We start from the raw sequence: 20,671 nt of genomic DNA on the forward strand, positions 1-20,671 counted from the left end.
CGAGTGGTTGAAGTGTCTCAATCTTGCGCTATTCTTTTTGGCTAACGCTGGGCGTGGGCGTCCGCAAGGTATCCAGGGTTGAGCCCCTGGGAACTGAAGGGACTGAATTTTGCCGCTTCTGCCGCCGCGCATCGGCCCGAAGCAGCGGAGGGAGCATTTGACGGCATAGCCTACTCACAACGAGTTCTTCGCTGGTGATGGGAGGAATCTTTTCGGCGGCGCGCAGTACTTCAATGGCCCGCCGGCGTCTGCCCTGGTACCGGCACATGCGGGCCAAGTCGTAGCACACCTGCAGGTTGCCGGGGGCAATTTTATGGGCTTGTTCGAGGGATTCAATGGCTTGACGGCTACTGCCCCCTTCGGGCACGCCCCCCAGCACCAGCTTACTATACAGACGTTCGAGCAGGTTGTAGTGTGCTACCCGGTACTGCCAGCGGCCAAGCAGCTGCCAGGTTTCCGCCAGGTCGGGCCGGTGCTCGGTGGCGAGGTACACGTTTGAGCGGAGGTCGCGGAAAGCCGCCAGGCGAGCCCCGGCTTTGTACAGAGTGGCTTGATTGAACAGCGCCAGGGCAACAGCGTAGTTGCTTTCGCCGCCCTCCGGCCGCAGCAGCAGGGCGCGGTCGGCGTAGGAACGGGCCGCGTTGAAGTAGGCCGTTTTGCGCGTTTCGTCCGAGTACCGAGCCCCAATTTTTACACTCAGCACGGCCGCCTGGCAGAGCGAAAGGTAATGAGTGGGCGCCGTTTTCAGGATTTCCTGGTACACGGCCAGAGCTTCGGACTCTTTGAAGCTTGTGGTGAGGCTGGCAGCCTGCAGCAACTGCTGCTGAATAGCCGGCGGGTCGGCGAGGGCTGGGGTTTCAGGGCGTTTGGAAAGCGTAGGCGCGGGCTTGCGCGTCGGTACTAGAAACTGCGCCTCAGCCGCTGGCGCGGCGGCCAGGCACAGCAAACCTACCCCCAGCATCCAAACCCGAAATAGGCTGAAAAACTGGGCTAAGCAGACTTGAAAAGGGACTGGCGCACGCATGAGGGCAAAGAAACGTCGCATCGGCAAGTAGGAGCTGCTTGCCTACTCCTACATTAAATCCTGGTTGAATTGGTGCGAATGCGCGAACTGCAAAATACGCCTTATCATTCACGGCATCATTTTGGATGCTGAATTACCTGGCGTTACGCAGCGCTGTTTTTGGGACCCTGGCACACGCCGTTCACCGGCGAGATTCACGCCCAAAGCCAGTCGGGATGGTGTCGCAATCGCGAGCCAGCCAACAACTACCAAGCACTACCGGATAATTATAGGACCCAGCCTAAAATAACCCAAGCTGCGCTTTGGGCCGCTTGAGCAGCTCACGCGCTTGGGCTACTTCTTCGGCCGTCACGTCAACGGGGCCGGTGGCCTCGGGGCGGGGAGCGGCCGTTTCGGCGGGCGCATCGGTGCTTTTGGGGGCAACGGGAGCTATTCGCTTCTTGGCTACTTCCCGGCGCTGGGGCTCGGGGCCTTCGTCGGTAAGCAGGCCCAGGCCGTGGATTTTGTAGTAGTTGAGCTTATTGCCCATGGCCTTCCAGCCTTTCACGTCGATGAACTCGTGCAAGCTGATTTTTTCCGTTTCCTTGTCGGCCTTTTTGTCTTTCTGAATTTTCAGTTCCACCAGCGGCTCCGGGTTGGCCGTGACGGCCAGCAGCTTCGAGCCTTTGGTTTCGGAGATAAACAGGAAGCGCTTTTCAAGCGTGCTGGTTTCAATCTTGAACCGCTTCACGTAGTGGATTTTGGTTTCACCCTCCATGTACACCGCCGAGAGCACCGTTTCGGGCTCGTACTTACGCAACAGCAGGATATTGGGCACGTCGTAGTGGTTGGTGGGGTTGGGCGCAGTCAGCTCGTAGCTGCCGTCCTTAAACACCACCAGCACGTGGTTTTCGGTATCGAAAGTACCCAGGTAGCGGCCGTGGCCGGCGGTGTTGAGGCGGCCCACCACACTATCGAAAAACACTTCGCGGCCGCCCAGCGTGGAGTCGCCCAGGGCCTGACGCTTGATGTTTTTGATGGGCTGCTTCGTGACAATGTTGCCCATCGAGCCTTTCCCCTTAATGCCCAACTCAGCAAAGTCAAAGTCGAACTGCTTCACACGGGCCGGGGCTTTGTCGCTGAGCTGAATGCTCACAATTTCCGACTCAGAGTTGGGGTTGGCCGTGAGGTACAGTGTTTTGGTACCCTTGGTGCCTTTGGTGAGGTCGTAGGTTTTGTCGCGGGTGATGCCCGACACCAGGAAGCGCTTGGCAAAGCTGATGCCCGAGGCCCCGTCCAGGTACACCATGTTGTACACCAGCCGGTCGTCGTTCTTGTTGTACACGCCCACGTGGAGCACGTCTTTGCCCACAAAGGTCTTCTCCGCGATTCTGCTCACCACAAACGTGCCGTCACGCTTGATGGCAATGATGTCGTCCAGGTCCGAGCAGTCGCAGATGGTCACTGCGTTTTCGTCTTTCTTCAGGCCGAAGCCCACAAAGCCGTCGGCGTAGTTCACATACAGCTTCTGGTTGGCCACGGCTACTTTCTGGGCCGTCACCACGTCGAAGGTGCGCAGCTGCGTTTTGCGCTCGCGGCCGGCGCCGTACTTCTTCAGCAGTCCCTCGAAATACGCAATGGCGTAGCGGGTGAGGTTGGCAAGGTGGTCGGCCACTTCGGCCAGTTCCACCTCCAGCTTTTGCAGGTATTCATCGGCCTTGAAACCGTCGAACTTCGAAATGCGCTTGATGCGAATTTCCGTCAGGCGGGTCAGGTCGTCTTCCACAATGGGCCGGCGGAGCAGAATCCGGGTATCGTCGGCCTTGACCTTCTCCCCTGCTATGCGCACAAATTTCTTCAGGCCCTTGTCGATGGTCTCCAAGATTTCGGCCCAGGTTTCGCATTCTTCAATGCGGCGATAGATGCGGTTTTCGATGAAAATCTTCTCCAGCGAAGCATTGTGCCACCGCTCCCACAGTTCGTCCTGCCGGATTTCCAGCTCGCGCTCCAGCAAGCGCACCGTGGCCTTGGTGCTCTGGCGCAACACGTCCTCCACGCCCACAAAACGGGGCTTGTCGTCGATGATAACGCAGGTGTTGGGCGAGATACTGATTTCACAATCCGTGAAAGCATAAAGCGCGTCCATGGTCAGGTCGGGCGAGACGCCGGTGGGCAGCTGCACCTGAATTTCCACGTTGGCGGCCGTGTTGTCGACCACCTTCTTAATCTTGATTTTATTCGCTTCCGAGGCCTTCACAATGCTCTCCATCAGCGCCGTGGTGGTGGAGCCGTAGGGAATGTCGCGAATAATGAGCAGGGTTTTGTCGACCTTCTCGATGGTGGCGCGCAGGCGGATTTTCGCGCCGCGCATGCCCGAGTTATAGTTGCTCACATCGCAGAGTCCGCCCGTCGAAAAGTCCGGAAACAGCTGCACCTCGCGGCCCCGCAGCACGTCGATGCTGGCCTTGCACAGCTCGCGGAAGTTGTGGGGCATAATCTTGGTGCTCAAGCCCACGGCAATGCCCTCCACGCCCTGCGCGAGCAGCAGCGGGAATTTCACGGGCAGCGTAGTAGGCTCGCGCTTGCGGCCGTCGTAGCTGAGCTGCCACTCGGTGGTGTCGGGGTTGAACACCACGTCAAGCGCAAACTTGCTCAGGCGCGCCTCGATGTAGCGGGCCGCGGCGGCGCCGTCGCCGGTGCGCACGTCGCCCCAGTTGCCCTGGGTCTCGATGAGCAGGTCTTTCTGGCCCAAGTTCACCATGGCATCGCCGATGCTGGCGTCGCCGTGCGGGTGGTACTGCATGGTCTGGCCAATGACGTTGGCCACCTTGTTGAAGCGGCCGTCGTCCATCTCCTTCATGGCGTGCAGAATACGCCGCTGCACGGGCTTCAGGCCGTCTTCAATGGCGGGCACGGCCCGTTCCAAAATTACGTAGGAGGCATAATCCAGAAACCAGTTCTGGTACATGCCCTTCACGGTAGCCACGTCGTGGATAGTTTCGCCGGGTGCGAACTTGGGCTCCTCCTCGGTCTCGGGCTCGGGAACGGTATCGGCGGCGATGTGCACCCCGGCCGTTTCCCCAAATAAACTATCGGCCCTGGCCGCTACGGCGGCGGCATCGGCAGCTAGCGCGGCGTCCTGCTCGGCAAAGCTGGCAGGCTCGGCCGCGTCCTCGGCAGCGGCGGGCGAAAAAGCAGCTAGGTCAAAATTAACCGAATCACCGGGCTGAAGAAAATCTTGGTCAGGGGCGTCGGAAGCAGGAATATCAGGTGTGGCCACAGAGGGAGAGAAAGAGGTCGGCGAAGTGCCATCAAAAATACCGTAATCGACGCGGAGCGCAACAATTTATAAGTAGCACAGGAAGCAAAAGGTTCCCAATTATTTTAGCTAAATAGTATAACTCCGAGTCAGGCTTGCAGCATTTTTATGGCGAATCTGCCCAAATTTAGGCAATCCGAAGCTTATTTACAAGCTAAACACAATAGTCATCAATAACCCGAACTGGCTTGCCAATGCTCGGCAATTAGCTGTAATTCTCCCAAACGAAAAAAGCCCGAACCAAAGGCGCGGGCTTTTCCGTGGAATGTGCCGACTAGTCTACCCCTAGGCGGCGATTCAAACCTACGAAAAAAAATATACAATGCAAAACCTTTAATGTTTTTAAACCGCTGATTTCTACAATTTCGGGGCCGTGAAAGCACTGTTACGGCCGACTCCTCTCCTATTTCCAATAGTGGGATTATGATTCACATTTTGGCTGCAGAAGCAGCTGAAGCAGCTTCAAAAGCGGAATTATAAGCTTAATAATATTGATTAAATTCGCTATCACTTTCTTTGTAAAAGGCAATAATAGATTACGCCCGGGTACTTGAACCAAGCCGGACCGTAGATTTTGGCAATTCGGTCTTGTTTTTCTTAAAGCCTGTGTAATTAGAACAGGTCATACTCATCCGGCGCGGAGTGGGTGAACCCTCAGGCAGATGGCAATGGAGCCGCAATCCTTACCCGGAATCCGGTGACTTTGCCTTCGGCGCTGATGATGGGGCCGGTAGTAGCCGCGCCCCCCATGGCAGCGGCGCGAACATCCACGTTCTCCAGGCCGTGCGTGGCGCGCCCGAGGGTGGCCTTGGCGGTGGCGGGGGAAGCGGGCTGGCCGTTGTCGATAACGTCGAGTAGCAGTTGAGGGCCTTCCAAGCGGACGCGCACCGTGGTGCGCGTGGCGCCGTGGGCATGATTGAGCACGTTTTGCAGGCACTCTTTGTAAATCAGGTACAGGTTGCGTCGCAGACGGGCGGGCAGGCGGAAAGTGGGCAGCTCATCGGGCACTTCAAAGCACAGAGCCACCCGGCGCGGGGTGAGAACTTCGTAACCGTAGTCGCGCATGCGGATAAACAGGTCCCCCATGTTGTCGTTTTGGGTGTCGAGGCTCCAGACCACGTCGTTGAGTTGGCGCACGGCATAGCGGCTGTTGTCCGACAAACGACTTATTTGCAGACGCTGGCCGGCGGCGTCGGCCAGGCCTTCCTGCAGCAGGTTGCTTTGCAGGCTGATTTGGCGGAGCAGCGTGCCCACGTCGTCGCGCAGGTCGGCGGCGAGCCGGGCGCGCAGGTCTTTTTCGCGTGAAAGATGGCGCTGGCGGTACTGCCAGAAAAAGAAACCCGCCACCATCGCGGCCAACACGCCCAGCCCGCCTAGGCCAATGAGCTGGTTTTGCTGGCGCAGGCGGCTCAGCTCGCGCTGCTGATTTTGGAGGCGCGCCTGCTGGGTGAGCACTTTAATCTGGGCTTGTTGCTTGCCGAGCTCGTAGTTCAGCTGCAGGGCGGCGGTGCGGCGGGTAGTGGCTTCGCTGAGCAGGCTGTCGTTGAATGCCTTGCGTCCGATGGAGGCAACGTAGGCCTGGGCAAAATTCTTTTGCTTGGCGTAAGCCAGCGCCAGCACTTCATTGGCCGCGCGGCTGCCCTCGATGTAGCGAACGCGCTGGCTGGAAGTGAGGCTGCGGTGGCCGTAAACAATAGCGCTATCGGTCTGGCCCTGGCGCAGGAAGACCCGCGCCAGCAGGCCCTCGGCCCGCGGAATATCCAGGAGCCGGCCCGTGGCCACCGATTGCCGCAGGGCTGGATGCCCCAGCGCAAAGGCTTCGGTGAGCTTGCCCTGCCGCTCGCTTATTTCGGCCAAGTTGAGCTGCATGGCCAGCGCCTCGGGGGCGTTGCCCAGCCGCTGGCTTACGGCCAGACTTTGCTGGTAGTATACGCGCGCCGCCACCCATTGCCGCTGGCTGCGGCACACATCGCCAAGGCCCCCCAGGGCCAGGTTGATGCGGTCGGGATAGTCCTGACGGTGCGCCACTTGGAGGGCATCGAGGAAGTAGTTTCTTGCGTGGGCGTAGTCGCCGAGCTTGTTGAAGGTATTGCCCGCCTGAATTTTCAGGCTGGTGTTGAAGCGCCGGGTGTTGCTGGTGACGGGAATGGCCAGGCCCTGCAGGCAGTGGGCCAGGCTGGCGGCGTATTGCCCCTGCTGCTCGGCTACCAGGGCCAGGCGGCCCAGGCACCGCACCTCCCCGCCCAGGTCTTGCGATGTGGCAAACTGCGCACGCGCTTCAGCCAGGCGCTCGGTAGCGGGCTGGTATTCGGCCAGCACAATGTGGTAGTCGGCCAGGTCCAGCAGGGTTTCCGCAATCAGCTTGTCGTTGTTGAGGCTGCGGGACAGGGCTACTGCTTCTTTGAGCACCGGCAGCGCAGCGTTCACATTCTGCAGTTTGATTTCGCTGGCCAGTTTTGTGAGGAGGACTACGCGCATGGAATCCCGCTGTGGGCTGGCGCTGAGGAGGGCTTTAATGCTGTCGATGCGGACCTGCTGGCGCCGCCACAGCCTGGTGGGCAGCTTAGGGGCCGATGCACCAAAGCTAGTCGAGGTAAGAAGGTCTTTGGGAGGAGGCTGGTTTTGCGCACCTGCGGGCGGCGGGCTCCACGCACAGAGCGCCGCCGCAACCAACATCTTCCGCATTATGGCCTCAATAGAATACCGCATTCAACTATGTGATTCAGCAGCTAAAACTACTACCGCTAAATTCAAATTTCTACATCAACACCGCTTCTATTCGGAAACACAGCAGGCTCTGGATTGAAATCGCAATAAAAAATATCAAAATATTCAATAACGGTATTATAAAGTTTAAGGCACTTAACCACAAGCTTTACAGCGAAAACAGATAAAAGCCAAAAGCCCCATCGGGCCAGAGCCAAACGGGGCTTTTTGTTGACAAATGAAAAAGCAAGGTTACGCCAAGTCCTCCCCTATTGCTTCAGCCACCGGGAGTACATCGCTGGTCACTAGGTCTTTTTCGAGGCGCAGGTTGTCGATGATGAAATTCTGGCGGTCGGGCGTGTTTTTGCCCATGTAGTAGGTGAGTACCTGCTGAATGCTGCGGTCTGATTGCAGAATAACCGGCTCCAGCTTGATGTTCTCGCCGATGAACTTGCCAAACTCCTCGGGCGAAATCTCGCCAAGACCCTTAAACCGCGTGATTTCGGGATTTTTGCCCAGCTTGCGCATGGCGGCCTGCTTCTCCTGCTCGTTGTAGCAGTAGATGGTTTCTTTCTTATTGCGGACGCGGAAGAGCGGCGTTTCGAGGATGAACACGTGGCCGTTGCGCACCAAATCGGGGAAGAACTGCAGGAAGAACGTGAGCAGCAGCAGGCGGATGTGCATGCCGTCCACGTCGGCATCGGTGGCTACTACCACGCGGTTGTAGCGCAGGTGCTCAATGCCTTCCTCAATATTGAGGGCGTGCTGCAGCAGGTTAAGCTCCTCGTTTTCGTACACAATCTTCTTCTTCAGCCCGAAGCAGTTCAGCGGCTTGCCCCGCAGGCTGAACACAGCCTCCAACTCCACATTGCGGCTCTTGGTGATGCTGCCGGAGGCCGAGTCGCCCTCCGTGATAAAGAGCGTGGTGAGCAACTCTTTTTCGGCGCCGTCCTTCGCATTTTCGCCCAGGTGGAAGCGGCAGTCGCGCAGCTTGCGGTTGTGCAGGTTGGCCTTTTTAGCGCGCTGGTTGGCCAGTTTTTTCACGCCAGCCATGTCCTTGCGCTCCCTTTCGCTCTGCATGATGCGCTTGAGCAGGGCATCGGCGGCGGCGGGGTTTTTGTGCAGGTAGTTGTCGAGGTGCTCCTTGACAAAGTCAACGATAAAGCCGCGCACCGAAGGGCCGTCCTCGCCCATGTTGATGGAGCCGAGCTTGGTTTTGGTCTGGCTCTCAAACACGGGCTCCTGCACCCGAATGGACACCGCGGCAATGATGGAGCCGCGCACGTCGGCGGCGTCAAAGTCCTTCTTGTAGAACTCGCGCACGGCCTTCACCACCGCCTCGCGGAACGCCGCCAGGTGGGTGCCGCCCTGGGTGGTGTACTGCCCGTTCACGAAGGAATAGTACTCTTCGCCGTAGTCGTTGCCGTGGGTCAGGGCCAACTCAATGTCGTCCCCTTTCAGGTGAATAATGGGGTATCGCAGGTGCTCCACATCGGCTTTGCGGGCCAGCAGGTCGAGCAGGCCGTTTTCGGAGTAGTACTTCTGGCCGTTGAAGTTGATGGTCAGCCCGGCGTTGAGGTAAACGTAGTTCCAGATTTGATTTTCGAGATATTCCGGGATGAAGCGGTAATTCTTGAAAATCGTGTCGTCGGGCTGGAACGTGACGAGCGTGCCGTTGCGCTGGCTGGTTTTCTGGGGCTTGGGGTCGCTCACGAGCTGGCCCTGGGCAAACTCGGCGGCCTTGAGGATGCCTTCGCGCACGCTTTGCACCAGGAAGTAACCGCTTAGCGCGTTAACGGCTTTGGTGCCCACGCCGTTGAGGCCCACCGACTTCTGGAATACTTTGGAGTCGTACTTGCCGCCGGTGTTGATTTTGCTCACCACGTCCACCACCTTGCCCAGGGGGATGCCGCGGCCGTAGTCGCGCACCTGCACCCGGGAGTCGGAAATCTTGATATCGATGGTGCGGCCGTGGCCCATTACGTGCTCGTCGATGCAATTATCGACCACTTCCTTCACCAATACGTAGATGCCGTCGTCGTAGGCGGAGCCGTCGCCCAGCTTGCCGATGTACATGCCGGGCCGCAACCGGATGTGCTCGCGCCAGTCCAGCGAGCGGATGCTGTCTTCGTTGTACCCGTGGTCGGGGGCTTTGGCCGTGGCTTCGGGGGCTTCCGTGAGGAGGTCTTCTTTCATTAGGACAACTGTTATCCAGTTTTTGGGTAAAATAACGCAGAAATTAGCAGCAGGGCAAGAAATATTGCCAGCTCTTTTAGTATCAACCGACTAATTTATTTAGTTTCCAACACCATCTACCCGCCTCGGGTTCACTCCCGTTTGTACGGCTTCCCGGCACTCACTTTCTTAATTCCCTTCGCATGTTTCCTTCTTTAATCAACCGCGGTTCGGCGCGCGCTAACGTGTCTCAACAAAGCGGCGCCACGCCCGAGGCTAAGCTGGCGCCGGTGGTCCACTACACTTTTTTACTGATAGGGCTGTCGTTACTGGTTTTCGTGCTGCACAAGCTCGATGGTATTTTGCTGCCGCTCTTCTTCTCGGCGCTCCTCTCCACCCTGCTTCTGCCCGTGGTCACCCGCCTCGAAAAGTTACGGTGGCCGCGGTCCCTCGCCATCCTCACGGCTATTTTGCTGCTGGTTGGGGGCATCGTGGGACTGGTCATTGTTTTTGGCGCCCAAATGCTGGACCTGAAGGCCGAGCTGCCGCTCATTCAAAAAAAGCTGGTGGTGATGTTTGACCAGGGCCAGGCGTGGCTGCACGACCGGTTTGGCATGCGGGTGATGAGCAAGGACGAAATCATCGACTCGTCGCTCAGCTCGGCCAAGAAGTCGGCCGGGGGCTTTCTGGGCAGTACGCTCAGCACCACCGCCGGCGTGCTGAGCGTGCTAACGCTGGTGCCCATCTACATTTTTTGCTTTCTCTACTACCGGGACCACATGCGGCAGTTCATGTTCCGGTTTGTGTCGCCGGACAAGCGCACGGCCGTGCTGCACACCATAGACAATATCCAAACGGTGGTTCAGGCCTACATTTCCGGCCTGCTCACGGTCATTGTCATCGTAGCAATTCTCAACGGCATCGGCTTGCTGGTATTGGGGGTCAAGTTTGCCATTTTCTTCGCCATTTTTGCTTCCGTGCTGGCCGTCATTCCCTACATCGGCATCCTGGTGGGAGCCACTATACCGGCCCTGATTACCTTGGTGGAAACCGGTTCGCCGGGCAAAGCGGCGGCGGTAGTGGGCGTGTTTGTGTTTGTGCAGTTTCTGGAAGGCAATTTCATTACGCCCATGATTACGGGCTCGAAAGTGAGCATAAACCCCATGGCCGCCATCATCGCCCTCATTTTGGGTGGGGAGCTTTGGGGAACGCCGGGCATGATTCTGAGCATTCCGCTGGTGGCGGTGCTCAAGGTGGTGTTCGACTCCAGCAAAAGCACGGAGCCCTGGGGATTTCTACTGGGCGACGTGACCGATGGCGAGGACACCGCCAAAACCAAACCCACCACCAAACCCGGCACGCTGGGCAAGTTCTGGCACATGTTGAAGCGCATCTAGCTGACCGGCCCGGCTGGGCACGCAACGCAACCCAGCGGGCCACTTCGCAGTATAGTTTTAAGAAACCTTTCCGTTTAACCAAACTCACCATAGTCCATGGCTACGACCACCGAAAACACCGCACGCGCATTTAATGACCTTGTTGAAATCAATAAAACGGGCGCCAAAGGCTACCAGGAAGCTGCTGAAGGCGTAACTAGCCCAGAGTTGAAATCGGAATTGAGCCGCTTCTCCCAGCAACGGGCCAAGTTTGCCGCCGAGCTATCTCAGCATGCCAGCAAGCTGGGGGTTAGTGTTGAGAACGAAACCACCGCGGAAGGCTTGCTAACGGACGCCGCCGCCGCCGTGCACCGGGGCTGGATTAACATCAAGTCGGTCGTAACCGGCCAAAACGACAACGCCATCCTCGGCGAGTGCGAAACCGGTGATTCTGTGGCATTGAAAGCTTACGAAACCGCTTTGAAGTCGGGTGACCTTCCCGCCGAAGCCAAATCGGTGCTTGAGCAGCAGCATAGCCAGGTGCTCGAAGCCAAGAACTGGGTAACCCAGCAGAAGGGCTCAGCCAACTAAAACCACTAGCATGCCCTTCAGCCACGTATTTGGCTGGACTAGATTAAGTAAAAAAGCCCCGTCGGCCGCAGATAATGCAGGTGATGGGGCTTTTTTGCTTGACAGCGGTTGGCTCAATTATTACGGCTACACCCGCTGGAAACCTGGCAGCAATACGGGTCACACACCTTTTGAACAGGCTTGGGCTGGGACGACTTCCGATGCAATCGAAAAAAACTGCAACCTAAAGCCTGACTAAATTTGTTAGTCTTTCCTCCGACCACCTTCCCGGCTCCGCGATTTGTACGCCATTATCGACCTTGAAACCACCGGCGGGCAGCCCACCCAGGACCGCATCACCGAAATAGCCATCTACATCCACGATGGCGAGAAAATTGTGGACGAGTACGCGACGCTACTCAATCCCGGCCGTTCCATTCCGCCGTTTATTACCCAACTCACGGGCATCACCAACGACATGGTGAGCGACGCTCCAAAGTTCCACGAAGTGCCCGCAAGGTGGTGGAAATGACCGAAGGCTGTGTTTTTGTGGCCCACAACGTCCGGTTCGATTATTCGTTTCTGAAGAAGGAATTTGCGGATTTGGGCTATAATTATTCGCGCAAAACGCTGTGCACCGTGCGCCTGAGCCGCTCCCTCATTCCCGGGCAGCCCAGCTACAGCCTGGGCAAGCTGTGCCAGAACATTGGCATTCCGCTGGAAAACCGCCACCGCGCCGCCGGCGATGCCCACGCCACGGCCGTGCTCTTTGGCCGCCTCCTCAAGATTACCCAGGAAAGCGAAAGCGTGCCCCACGGCACCGACACCAGCCACACGCTGGCCCGCGTGGATGCCCTGGCCCCGGCGGGCCGCCGCCCCGATGGCACCAAAGTTCCCTCGCCCAAGCGCGTAACGGCCATGCAGGAAGCCATTCGCACGGCGCTGATTCCGCCGCTGGTGTCGCCCGCGCTGGTGGCCAGCCTGCCGCAGGCCACGGGCGTCTATTATTTCCACAACGAGGCCGGGGAAGTGATTTATGTGGGCAAGAGCATCAACATCTACAAGCGAATTCAGCAGCACTTCGCGGTGGATGTGAAGTCCCGCAAAAGCCTGGAATTCAAGAATTCAATTGCTGACATTACCTGGGAGCTCACCGGCTCGGAGTTGGTGGCGCTGCTGTATGAATCGCACCTGATTAAGCAGTTGAAGCCGGCCTACAACCGCGCCCAGCGCCGCTCGGTGTTCCCGGCTGGCATCTACCTGCGCGTAGATGAGCAGGGCTACAAGCGCCTGGCCTACGGGCGCGCCGACGTGCGCAACGCCGAAATTCCCATCATTGCACTGGGCAATCAGTACAAGGCCCAGGGCTTTCTCTACCACAAAGTAGCCAAGTACAACCTGTGCCAGAAGCTCTGCGGCCTCTACAAAACCCAGGGCGCCTGCTTCGACTACCAGGTGCACCGCTGCCAAGGCGCCTGCGTGGGTCTGGAAGCCCCCGAAACCTACAACCTGCGGGTGGACGAGGCCATCGACAGCATCAGCTACGAACACGAAACCTTCGTGGTCATCGGGGCCGGGCGTACGGAGCTGGAAAAGAGCATCGTGCTCATTGAAAACGGCAGCTACCGGGGCTTCGCCTTCGTCGACGAGACTTTTTCGGCCCGCAAGCTGGCCGATTTCCGGGACGTTATCAAGCCCTACAATGATAACAAGGACACCCAGCAGATTATTCGGCTGCACCTGCGCACCAAGCACAAAGGGGAAAAGGTGAAGGTGTTCGGGTAGGCGAATGAGTATAGACCATTGCCAACACGCAAAAGCGGCCCTTCGAAATCATTCGAAGGGCGCTTTTGCGTGTTGAAATCAGGAAATCCTACTTCTTCCCCGCCACAATCTCATCTACCACCAGCGGGTCGAGCAAGGTCGTAACATCGCCGAGGTTGCTGGTTTCGCCTTCGGCGACTTTGCGGAGGATGCGGCGCATGATTTTGCCTGAGCGGGTTTTGGGCAGGCCCGATACCAGCTGGATTTTGTCGGGCTTGGCGATGCGGCCGATTTGGGCCACTACGGCTTCGATGATGCTGGCTTCGGTGCGCTGAATGTCGATGTCCGTGGTGGGGACGCCGTTTTGGCAAATGACGTAGGCGTAGATGCCCTGGCCTTTCACGTCGTGCGGGTAGCCCACCACGGCGCTTTCCACCACGAACTCGCTTTCGTTGATGGCATTCTCAATTTCGGCGGTGCCGAAGCGGTGGCCGCTCACGTTAATGACGTCATCGACGCGGCCGATGATACGGTAGAGGCCGTTTTCGTCGCGCCGGGCGCCGTCGCCGGTGAAATAGTAGCCGGGATAGGGCTGAAAATAGGTTTGGCGGGCGCGCTCGTGGTCGCCCCACGTGGTGCGGATGATGCCCGGCCAGCTGCCCTTAATGGCCAGGTAGCCTTCCTGGTCGTTGCCCGCAATCTCGCTGCCGTCCTGGTTGAGGAGCACGGGCTGCACGCCTGGCAGCGGCAGGCCCGCGCGGGCCGGCACCGAGGGCGTGATGCCCGCCATGGCCGAAATCATGATGCCGCCGGTTTCAGTCTGCCACCACGTATCCACGATGGGGCAACGGCCCTTGCCCACGTGCTGGTGGTACCAGTGCCAGGCTTCCTCGTTGATGGGCTCGCCCACCGAGCCCAGGATGCGCAGGCTGCTGAGGGAGTAGCTCAGCACGTTGTCGAGCGGCGTGGCCATGAGGCTGCGGATGGCCGTGGGTGCGGTGTAGAAAATGGTGACGTGGTGCTTGTCAATAACCTCCCAAAAACGGCCGGCGCTGGGGAAGGTGGGCACGCCTTCAAACAGCAGCGTGGTGCTGCCGGCCAGCAGCGGACCGTACAGGCCGTAGGTGTGGCCCGTGACCCAGCCGATGTCGGCGGTGCACCAGTATACGTCGTTTTCCTCCACCTGAAACACGTTGCGGAAGGTGTAATCGGCCCACACCATGTAGCCGGCTTGGCTGTGCACCACGCCCTTGGGCTTGCCGGTGCTGCCGCTGGTGTATAGGATAAAGAGCGGGTCTTCGGCCGCCATTTCTTCGGCGGGGCACTCTTTTTCCACGTCTTTTACTTCGTCGTGGTACCACACGTCCCGGCCTTCTTTCAACTGCACGGGCCAGTTGGTGTGCTCTATTACGATGACGCGGCGCACGCTGGGGCACTGTTCAAGGGCTTCGTCCACCACGCTTTTCACGGGAATTTGCTTGGCGCCGCGGTTCAGGCCGTCGGCGGTGAGGACAAAGGCCGCTTCCGCATCGTTGATGCGGTCGGCGATGGCGGTGGCCGAAAAGCCCGCGAAGATGACGCCGTGCACCGCCCCAATGCGGGCACAGGCCAGCACGGCAATGGCCAATTGCGGAATCATGGGCATGTAGAGCACCACCCGGTCGCCCTTCTGCACGCCGTTTTTCTTGAGCACGTTGGCAAACTGGCATACCTGCGTGTAGAGCTCGCGGTAGGTTAGGCGGAGGTGGCGCGTTTTGGGGTCGTTGGGCTCGAAGATGATGGCCAGCTTGTTGGCGCGCTGTTCGAGGTGGCGGTCCAGGCAGTTTTCGGTGATGTTGAGCCGCGCGCCTTCGTACCAGGTGCTTTGGCCTTCGGGCGAGAACTGCCCCCCCCGCACGGTGTCCCATCTCCGGCGCCAGGTGAAAGATTCGGCAGCGGCGGCCCAGAACGCGTCGGGGTGGGCTACCGACTGCTGGTAGGCGGCGTGGTATTCCTCTAGGGTGCGCACCCGGGCGGGAAGCGTGCTGATTTCTGACATGGGATTGGGCGAATGAATGTGGGCGAAATGAAAGGCGATGCGAATACTAGCGGGCAGTTTCAGGGGTGCTTTCGGCGGTGTTTTCGAACGCGGCACCCAGGCTTCGCCGCCGGAAAGCGCGGCTGATTTCTTCAATAATCAGCGGGTCATCGATGGTGGATGGGATGGCAAATCCTTCGCCGTCGGCGAGCTGGCGCAGGGTTTTGCGCAGGATTTTGCCGGAGCGGGTTTTGGGCAGGCGGGCTACCACCACAACCGTCCGGAAACAGGCCAGCGCGCCAATCTGGCCGCGCACACTACTCACCAGCTCCAGCTCTACCTGTTCTTCAGCCAGGGGGTGGCCGTCTTTGAGTACCACGAGGCCCACCGGCACCTGGCCCCGCAGGCTGTCGCTGATGCCCAGCACGGCGCACTCCGCAACGGCCGGGTGGCTGGCCAGGATTTCTTCCATCTCGCCGGTGCTCAGGCGGTGGCCGGCCACGTTGATAACGTCATCGACCCGGCCCATAATGTAGACGTAGCCCTCGCTGTCGCGGTAGCCCCCATCGCCACTGAAGTAGTATCCCGGAAAAGTGCTGAGGTAGCTTTCCCTAAATCGAGCGTCGTCGTTCCACAGCGTGGGGAAGCAGCCCGGGGGCAGCGGAAGCTTCACGGTTACCAGCCCGGTGGTGCCGGCGGGCACCGGCTGGCCGTCTTCGTCCAGAATCTGCACGTCGTAGCCGGGCACGGGATGGCCAGCGCTGCCGGCGCGCGGGGCCGGCATGCCTTCCAGGCCCACCAGCGTGGCCAGCATGGGCCAGCCTGACTCGGTTTGCCACCAATGGTCGATTACCGGCACGCCCAGCAATTCCTGCGCCCAGGTGTAGGTGGCGGAGTCGCAGCGCTCGCCGGCCACAAACAATTGGCGCAAAGAGCTCAGGTCGTATTGTTTGGCCAGTTTCCCTTCGGGGTCTTCCTTCTTGATGGCCCGAATGGCCGTGGGCGCGGTGAACATTGCTTGCACTTTGTGCTGGGCAATGAGCCGCCAGAAGGTGCCGGCGTCGGGAGTGCGCACGGGCTTGCCTTCAAACAAAACCGATGTGCAGCCCTGCAGCAGCGGCCCGTACACGATGTAGGAGTGGCCCACCGCCCAGCCAATATCAGAGCCGGAAAAAATGGTTTCGCCGGGCGCCAGCCCATACACGGCCTCCATGCTGAAGCGCAGGGCCACGGCGTGGCCGCCGTGGTCCCGCAGCACGCCTTTGGGCCGGCCGGTGGTGCCGCTGGTGTACAGAATGTAGAGCGGGTGCGTGGCGGGCACGGGCACGGCCGGCACGGCTTCTGCCTGCAGCAGCTCCTGGTAGTCAATATCACGGCCCGACTGCAGGGTACCCTGCACAAATTCGCGCTGAAACACGACTACTTTGGCCGTTTTATGGGCCGCTTTGACAAGGGCGTCGTCTACCAGGGGCTTGTAGGGCACCACGCGGTCGAATTCCATGCCGCCCGAAGCGCAGATAATCACGCGGGGCTGCGCATCGTCGATGCGCAGGGCCAGCTCGTGGGGCGCAAACCCGCCAAACACCACCGAATGCACCGCCCCGATGCGGGCACAGGCCAGCATTGCGACCACCGCTTCGGGCAGGTTGGGCATGTAGATGATAACCCGGTCGCCGAGGCCTACGCCGAGCTGCCGCAGGCCGCCCGCAAAGCGGGCGGTCAGGTCCAGCAGCTCGCGTAGGTGTAAGTGCGCAACGTGTTGGTGACGGGCGAATCATAAATCAGCGCCGGCTGCTGGCCCCGCCCCTGTTGCACGTGGTAGTCCAGGCACAGGAAAGACGTGTTCAGCTCCCCGCCCCGAAACCACCGGTAGAAGCCGTTGGCATCCTGCGTAAGCGCTTGCTGCGGGGGCGTGTCCCAGGGCAGCTGCTGGGCCTGGCGCAGCCAAAAGGCGGCCGGGTCGGCCAGGCTGGCGGCATGCGTGGCGGCATAAGAGCAGGCGTGTTTCATGGCGGGTGGGAATTGGGTGGGAAGGAAGGGTGACGAGCTGGCCGGCGCTGGACACAGGCGCCGGCTGATATACGCGGGCGTGCTGGTGGCGAGCCTATCGGCTCACGGGGGTTGCGAGGAGCTCGCGCACTTTTTCCATGAGTTGGCGGGTGCTGAACGGTTTGGAAATATAGAGGTCGGCCCCCACTTCGTAGCCTTTTTGCACATCGGCCTCCCGGCTTTTGGCCGACAGAAAGATGACTCTGGTATTCTCGTTCCCGGGGCGCTGCCGGAGCTCCCTGCACACCTGGTAGCCGTCCACATCGGGCATCATTACATCAAGCAGCACCAGGTCGTAGCTGATTTGCGCAATGGCGGCCAGGGCTTCGGCGCCGTTGCGGGCAATGCCCACTTGGTAGCCGTTTTTGCGCATCAGGAATTCCAGGGACATGACGATGTTGGGCTCGTCATCAACAATCAGAATGTGGGGTACTTTCATAGCAGGTGGGTGAAGTGGCAGAAAAGAAAGGAGTACTTGGTGGTTAATGATGAGCGGTTAATTATTTATTGTCAGCTATTTAGTTGGTATACCGTTAACCCCTGTTAATAACTGGTGAGTTCGGGGACGGGCTCCACGGGTAGCTCCACGTAGAACCTTGCGCCGTGGTCGGGCTGGCTTTCCACCCACAGGCGCCCGTGGTGGAGCTCCACAATCTTTTTGGTGATGGCCAGACCCAGACCGGTTCCTTCGGGCTTGCGGGTGGTTTGGTGGCGGGCCTGGAAAAATTTCTCAAAAATGTGTTCCTGCTCCGCCGTGGGGATGCCCTTGCCGTTGTCGGCGATAATGAGCGTTAGCATTGACGTCGCACCCTCGGCATTCAGACCATCAACAGGTGCGGTGTAGCTCACCGCAAGGCTGATGCGACCGGAGCCATCGGACCGGCAGGCTTTAATAGCGTTGGAAAGCAGGTTTACCAGCACCTGCATCAGGCGGTCGCGGTCGGCGGGCAGGTCGGGCAGGGCGGCGGGCACGGCCAGGTCAAGGGCAATATGCTTGTCGCGCAGGAGCTGCTCTACGGCCTCCACGGACTCGTGTAGCAAGTCGGCCACGGCCACCGGGGCGCGCTCCAGAATGGCCTGTCCGGATTCAAATTTCTCCAAATCCAGCACCAGCGAAATGAGGCGCGTCAGGCGCTCGGCTTCGCGGGTGATGGTGAGCTGAAAGCGCTGCCGCTCGGCTTCCTCCAGGTCGGGGTTGTCGGCCAGGATTTCGGCCAGCGCCCGGATGCTGGTGAGCGGCGTGCGCAGCTCGTGCGTCACGGTGTACAGGAACTCGTCTTTGCGCTGGTCCAGGGCCTGCAGCTGGCCGTAGGCGGCGCGCAGCTCATCGGTGAGGCGCTGCAGCTGGCGCGACTGTTTCTGGAGCTGCCGGTTGGCCTCCAGCAGCTGCTGGCTTTCCTTGAGAATGCCCACCACGTTGTCGTAGCTGATTTGCTCCACCCCCGCCACCGAGGCCAGCAGCAACCGGGCCGACGCCGGGCCCAGGCTGCCTGCCAGCAGTTTCTCGGCGTAAGTCAGCAAGCGCGGGTCGGCGGAGGTGAGGTCCGGGCCGGGGGCTTGTTCCGTGGGCAGCGGCAGGGCATCGGGGAAGCGCGCGGCGAAAGCGCGCAGGGCCTGGTTGGTCCGCTTCTTTCCCAGAAAGCCTAACAGCAGCGCCCGCACATCCGGAAACGGGGTCTGCCCCTGCCAGCCGGCTACTTCCTCGGCCAGGCTGCGGCGCTGGAATACGTCCACAAAGACGTCGGCCTGGCGCAGCTCCAGGGCCGTGGGTGGCACGGCCAGCGAGACGCCCACGTATAACCCAATGTTGAAAAACCAGCTCCAGAACAAGCCGTGTGACAGGTAATCGAGGCCATCGAGCCCAAAAAGCGCGAACGGGCGCAGCCATGCCACCCCCGCCACGCCCTCGGTGAGAATGGAAGCCGGTAGCTTGCCCGGCCCCACCATGGTGGGGAGCACCAGCGTAAAGAACCACACGCCGAACCCCACCAGCAGGCCCACCGTGGCCCCGCGCCGGGTGCCGCCTTTCCAGTACAGCCCCCCCAGCACGGCTGGCACAAACTGCGCTACCGCCGCAAACGACACCAGGCCCGTATTCACCAGCGGCAGCTCCTTGCCCACGCCCACGTAGTAGCCGTAGGCCAGCAGCAGCACCGCCACCACGGCCAGGCGCCGGCTTTGCAGCGCCACCCGGCCCAGGTAGGCAAACCAGCGGGTCTGGAGCGCGGGCTGGGCCGCGGGCACCCGCACCAGCACCGGCATGAGCAGGTGGTTGCTCATCATCACGCTCAGGGCAATGGTCTCGACGATAATCATGCTGCTGGCCGCCGATATGCCGCCCAGGTAAGTAAACAGCGCCAGCCCCGACTGACCCGCCGCCAGCGGCAGGGCCAGCACGTAGGTGTCGGCGTCGATGCCACTGGCCCCCAGCTTCAGCATGCCCCCAAAGGCCACGGGCAGCACAAACAGATTAATGATAATCAGGTACAGCGGAAACAGCCACATGGCCTTGCGCAGGTGGTTTTCGTCCACATTTTCCACCACTGATACCTGGAACTGCCGGGGCAGCAGCAGCACCGCCGACATGCTGAGCACCAGCAGCGTGAACCACTCCGCGCCGCTCGTGCCCGACCCCTGCAGGGTGAACAGCCGCCGCAGCGCCGGCACCGCCGCGGCTTGGTTAAAGACATCGGTGAAGCCATTAAAGAGCCCAAACGTGACGAAGATGCCGAGGGCCAAAAACGCCACCAGCTTGAGCACGCTCTCCGCGGCCACGGCCAGCACAATGCCCTCATGCCGCTCGGTGGCTTCTACCGAGCGCACCCCAAACAGAATGGTGAACACGGCCAGTGCGCCGGTGGTGTAGAGCGCCGTGCCCGCCGCCGGGCCGTCGGCCCCGGCCGGGCTGCCCGTCATGGTCACAAACGAGGCCGCAATAGCTTTGATTTGCAGCGCGATATACGGCACAATGCCCAGCACGCACACCACCGTGACCAATGCCCCAAGCGAAGCGCTTTTACCGTAGCGGGCCGAGATAAAATCGGCAATGGAAGTGAGGCGCTGCTGCCGGCATACCCGAATTATCTTGCGCAGCACCAGCCACCAGAGCGGGGCCATAAGCGTGGGCCCCAGGTAGATGCTCACAAACTCCAGCCCGTAGCTGGCCGCGCGGCCCACGCTGCCATAGTACGTCCAGGCGGTACAGTACACGGCCATGCTCAGGGCGTACACGTAGGGGTTGCTCACCAAGCTTTTGCGGGCGGCCGAGCGGCGCTCCGCCGCGTAGGCCACGCCGAAAAGCAGGGCCAGGTAGCCGAACGAAAAAGCTATAACGAGCAGCTTGGACATGGATGGATGTGAAAAGCAGCACAACCGGCTGGCTGAAACAAAACAGACGCTACAGCGAAGTCAGTCACCGGATGATTTGCGAACCAGAAACCCGGTGATGCCCACCAGCAGCACCCAGATGAGCAGGATGTAGAGATACAAGCCAGGCACGCCGCCCACCCGGGTTTCGTGGTCGAATACCCCAAGCAACGGAAAGCTGAGCAGCACCCCAAACAGAACCGATAAAAACAGGAGCCGCTGCCCCAGGCGGGGCTCGGTACGGGTGGCGCGCCGGCGGGTAGGCATGGGCTCGTGGGGCTTTAGGTCGGGCATGAGGCGGGCGCGCTGCCAGGGAGCAGCAGCCC

14 protein-coding genes and 1 pseudogene are annotated in these 20,671 nt (G+C 60.1%); 5 read left to right on the top strand and 10 right to left on the bottom strand.

Features of this window, described 5'->3' with window-relative positions:
• Window positions 1–28 precede the first annotated feature (28 nt).
• The 4 genes from BEN47_RS11710 to BEN47_RS11725 form a co-directional block, all read right to left on the bottom strand.
• Window positions 29–961, bottom strand: coding sequence for a tetratricopeptide repeat protein (locus BEN47_RS11710; protein ID WP_070728596.1), 933 nt, complete (start codon window positions 959–961; stop codon window positions 29–31).
• Window positions 962–1,304: 343 nt separating this feature from the next.
• A complete protein-coding gene (locus BEN47_RS11715) occupies window positions 1,305–4,064 on the bottom strand; it encodes a DNA gyrase/topoisomerase IV subunit A (protein ID WP_438830503.1) in 2,760 nt (919 codons plus the stop codon).
• Between the two features lie 912 nt (window positions 4,065–4,976).
• Entirely contained in the window at window positions 4,977–6,800 is a 1,824-nt protein-coding gene (locus tag BEN47_RS11720; RefSeq protein ID WP_125921640.1) for a tetratricopeptide repeat-containing sensor histidine kinase, read from the bottom strand.
• Window positions 6,801–7,280: 480 nt separating this feature from the next.
• Window positions 7,281–9,224, bottom strand: coding sequence for a DNA topoisomerase IV subunit B (locus BEN47_RS11725; protein ID WP_070728598.1), 1,944 nt, complete (start codon window positions 9,222–9,224; stop codon window positions 7,281–7,283).
• A gap of 182 nt (window positions 9,225–9,406) precedes the next feature.
• Between BEN47_RS11725 and BEN47_RS11730 the strand changes: the two genes are divergently transcribed.
• The 5 genes and pseudogenes from BEN47_RS11730 to BEN47_RS22070 all read left to right on the top strand — a co-directional run bounded on the left by BEN47_RS11730 (window position 9,407) and on the right by BEN47_RS22070 (window position 12,934).
• The gene (locus BEN47_RS11730; protein WP_083322354.1) at window positions 9,407–10,600 is read left to right on the top strand and encodes an AI-2E family transporter; all 1,194 of its coding nucleotides are present in this window, start codon (window positions 9,407–9,409) and stop codon (window positions 10,598–10,600) included.
• A 96-nt stretch (window positions 10,601–10,696) separates the two neighbouring features.
• Window positions 10,697–11,170 carry a ferritin-like domain-containing protein gene (locus BEN47_RS11735; protein ID WP_070728599.1) on the top strand — a complete coding sequence of 158 codons (474 nt, stop codon included), beginning with the start codon at window positions 10,697–10,699 and terminating at the stop codon, window positions 11,168–11,170.
• Between the two features lie 10 nt (window positions 11,171–11,180).
• On the top strand, window positions 11,181–11,408 hold the full coding sequence (locus BEN47_RS21465) for a hypothetical protein (RefSeq protein WP_125921641.1): 228 nt from the start codon (window positions 11,181–11,183) through the stop codon (window positions 11,406–11,408).
• Between the two features lie 42 nt (window positions 11,409–11,450).
• A pseudogene (locus BEN47_RS22065) lies at window positions 11,451–11,860 on the top strand (3'-5' exonuclease); the annotation flags it as partial.
• A gap of 207 nt (window positions 11,861–12,067) precedes the next feature.
• Window positions 12,068–12,934: a GIY-YIG nuclease family protein gene (locus BEN47_RS22070; protein ID WP_239691583.1), complete on the top strand. Its 867-nt coding sequence runs from the start codon at window positions 12,068–12,070 to the stop codon at window positions 12,932–12,934.
• Between the two features lie 88 nt (window positions 12,935–13,022).
• Here BEN47_RS22070 and acs read toward each other — a convergent pair whose 3' ends face one another.
• The 6 genes from acs to BEN47_RS11765 form a co-directional block, all read right to left on the bottom strand.
• Window positions 13,023–14,951, bottom strand: coding sequence for an acetate--CoA ligase (gene acs / locus BEN47_RS11745; RefSeq protein WP_070728600.1), 1,929 nt, complete (start codon window positions 14,949–14,951; stop codon window positions 13,023–13,025).
• Between the two features lie 46 nt (window positions 14,952–14,997).
• On the bottom strand, window positions 14,998–16,662 hold the full coding sequence (locus BEN47_RS11750; RefSeq protein ID WP_317039512.1) for an AMP-binding protein: 1,665 nt from the start codon (window positions 16,660–16,662) through the stop codon (window positions 14,998–15,000).
• Window positions 16,650–16,940 carry an acetyl-coenzyme A synthetase N-terminal domain-containing protein gene (locus tag BEN47_RS22675; protein ID WP_317039511.1) on the bottom strand — a complete coding sequence of 97 codons (291 nt, stop codon included), beginning with the start codon at window positions 16,938–16,940 and terminating at the stop codon, window positions 16,650–16,652. The genes BEN47_RS11750 and BEN47_RS22675 overlap by 13 nt, the downstream gene beginning before the upstream one ends.
• Window positions 16,941–17,034: 94 nt before the next feature.
• Window positions 17,035–17,418, bottom strand: coding sequence for a response regulator transcription factor (locus BEN47_RS11755; RefSeq protein ID WP_070728601.1), 384 nt, complete (start codon window positions 17,416–17,418; stop codon window positions 17,035–17,037).
• Between the two features lie 104 nt (window positions 17,419–17,522).
• Window positions 17,523–20,327, bottom strand: a complete 2,805-nt coding sequence (locus tag BEN47_RS11760) for a sensor histidine kinase (protein ID WP_070728602.1) — start codon at window positions 20,325–20,327, stop codon at window positions 17,523–17,525.
• 60 nt (window positions 20,328–20,387) lie between these two features.
• Window positions 20,388–20,639, bottom strand: coding sequence for a hypothetical protein (locus BEN47_RS11765; RefSeq protein WP_239691573.1), 252 nt, complete (start codon window positions 20,637–20,639; stop codon window positions 20,388–20,390).
• Window positions 20,640–20,671 lie beyond the last annotated feature (32 nt).

This window comes from Hymenobacter lapidarius, from assembly GCF_001816145.1.
GTDB classification, from domain to species: Bacteria; Bacteroidota; Bacteroidia; order Cytophagales; family Hymenobacteraceae; genus Hymenobacter; species Hymenobacter lapidarius.

Coding starts and splice junctions, on each gene's coding strand:
- BEN47_RS11710 (WP_070728596.1), bottom strand. CDS start 961: ATGCTGGGGGTAGGTTTGCTGTGCCTGGCCGCCGCGCCAGCGGCTGAG.
- BEN47_RS11720 (WP_125921640.1), bottom strand. CDS start 6,800: ATGCGCGTAGTCCTCCTCACAAAACTGGCCAGCGAAATCAAACTGCAG.
- BEN47_RS11725 (WP_070728598.1), bottom strand. CDS start 9,224: ATGAAAGAAGACCTCCTCACGGAAGCCCCCGAAGCCACGGCCAAAGCC.
- BEN47_RS11730 (WP_083322354.1), top strand. CDS start 9,407: ATGTTTCCTTCTTTAATCAACCGCGGTTCGGCGCGCGCTAACGTGTCT.
- BEN47_RS11735 (WP_070728599.1), top strand. CDS start 10,697: ATGGCTACGACCACCGAAAACACCGCACGCGCATTTAATGACCTTGTT.
- BEN47_RS21465 (WP_125921641.1), top strand. CDS start 11,181: ATGCCCTTCAGCCACGTATTTGGCTGGACTAGATTAAGTAAAAAAGCC.
- BEN47_RS22070 (WP_239691583.1), top strand. CDS start 12,068: ATGCAGGAAGCCATTCGCACGGCGCTGATTCCGCCGCTGGTGTCGCCC.
- acs (WP_070728600.1), bottom strand. CDS start 14,951: ATGTCAGAAATCAGCACGCTTCCCGCCCGGGTGCGCACCCTAGAGGAA.
- BEN47_RS22675 (WP_317039511.1), bottom strand. CDS start 16,940: ATGAAACACGCCTGCTCTTATGCCGCCACGCATGCCGCCAGCCTGGCC.
- BEN47_RS11755 (WP_070728601.1), bottom strand. CDS start 17,418: ATGAAAGTACCCCACATTCTGATTGTTGATGACGAGCCCAACATCGTC.
- BEN47_RS11760 (WP_070728602.1), bottom strand. CDS start 20,327: ATGTCCAAGCTGCTCGTTATAGCTTTTTCGTTCGGCTACCTGGCCCTG.
- BEN47_RS11765 (WP_239691573.1), bottom strand. CDS start 20,639: ATGCCCGACCTAAAGCCCCACGAGCCCATGCCTACCCGCCGGCGCGCC.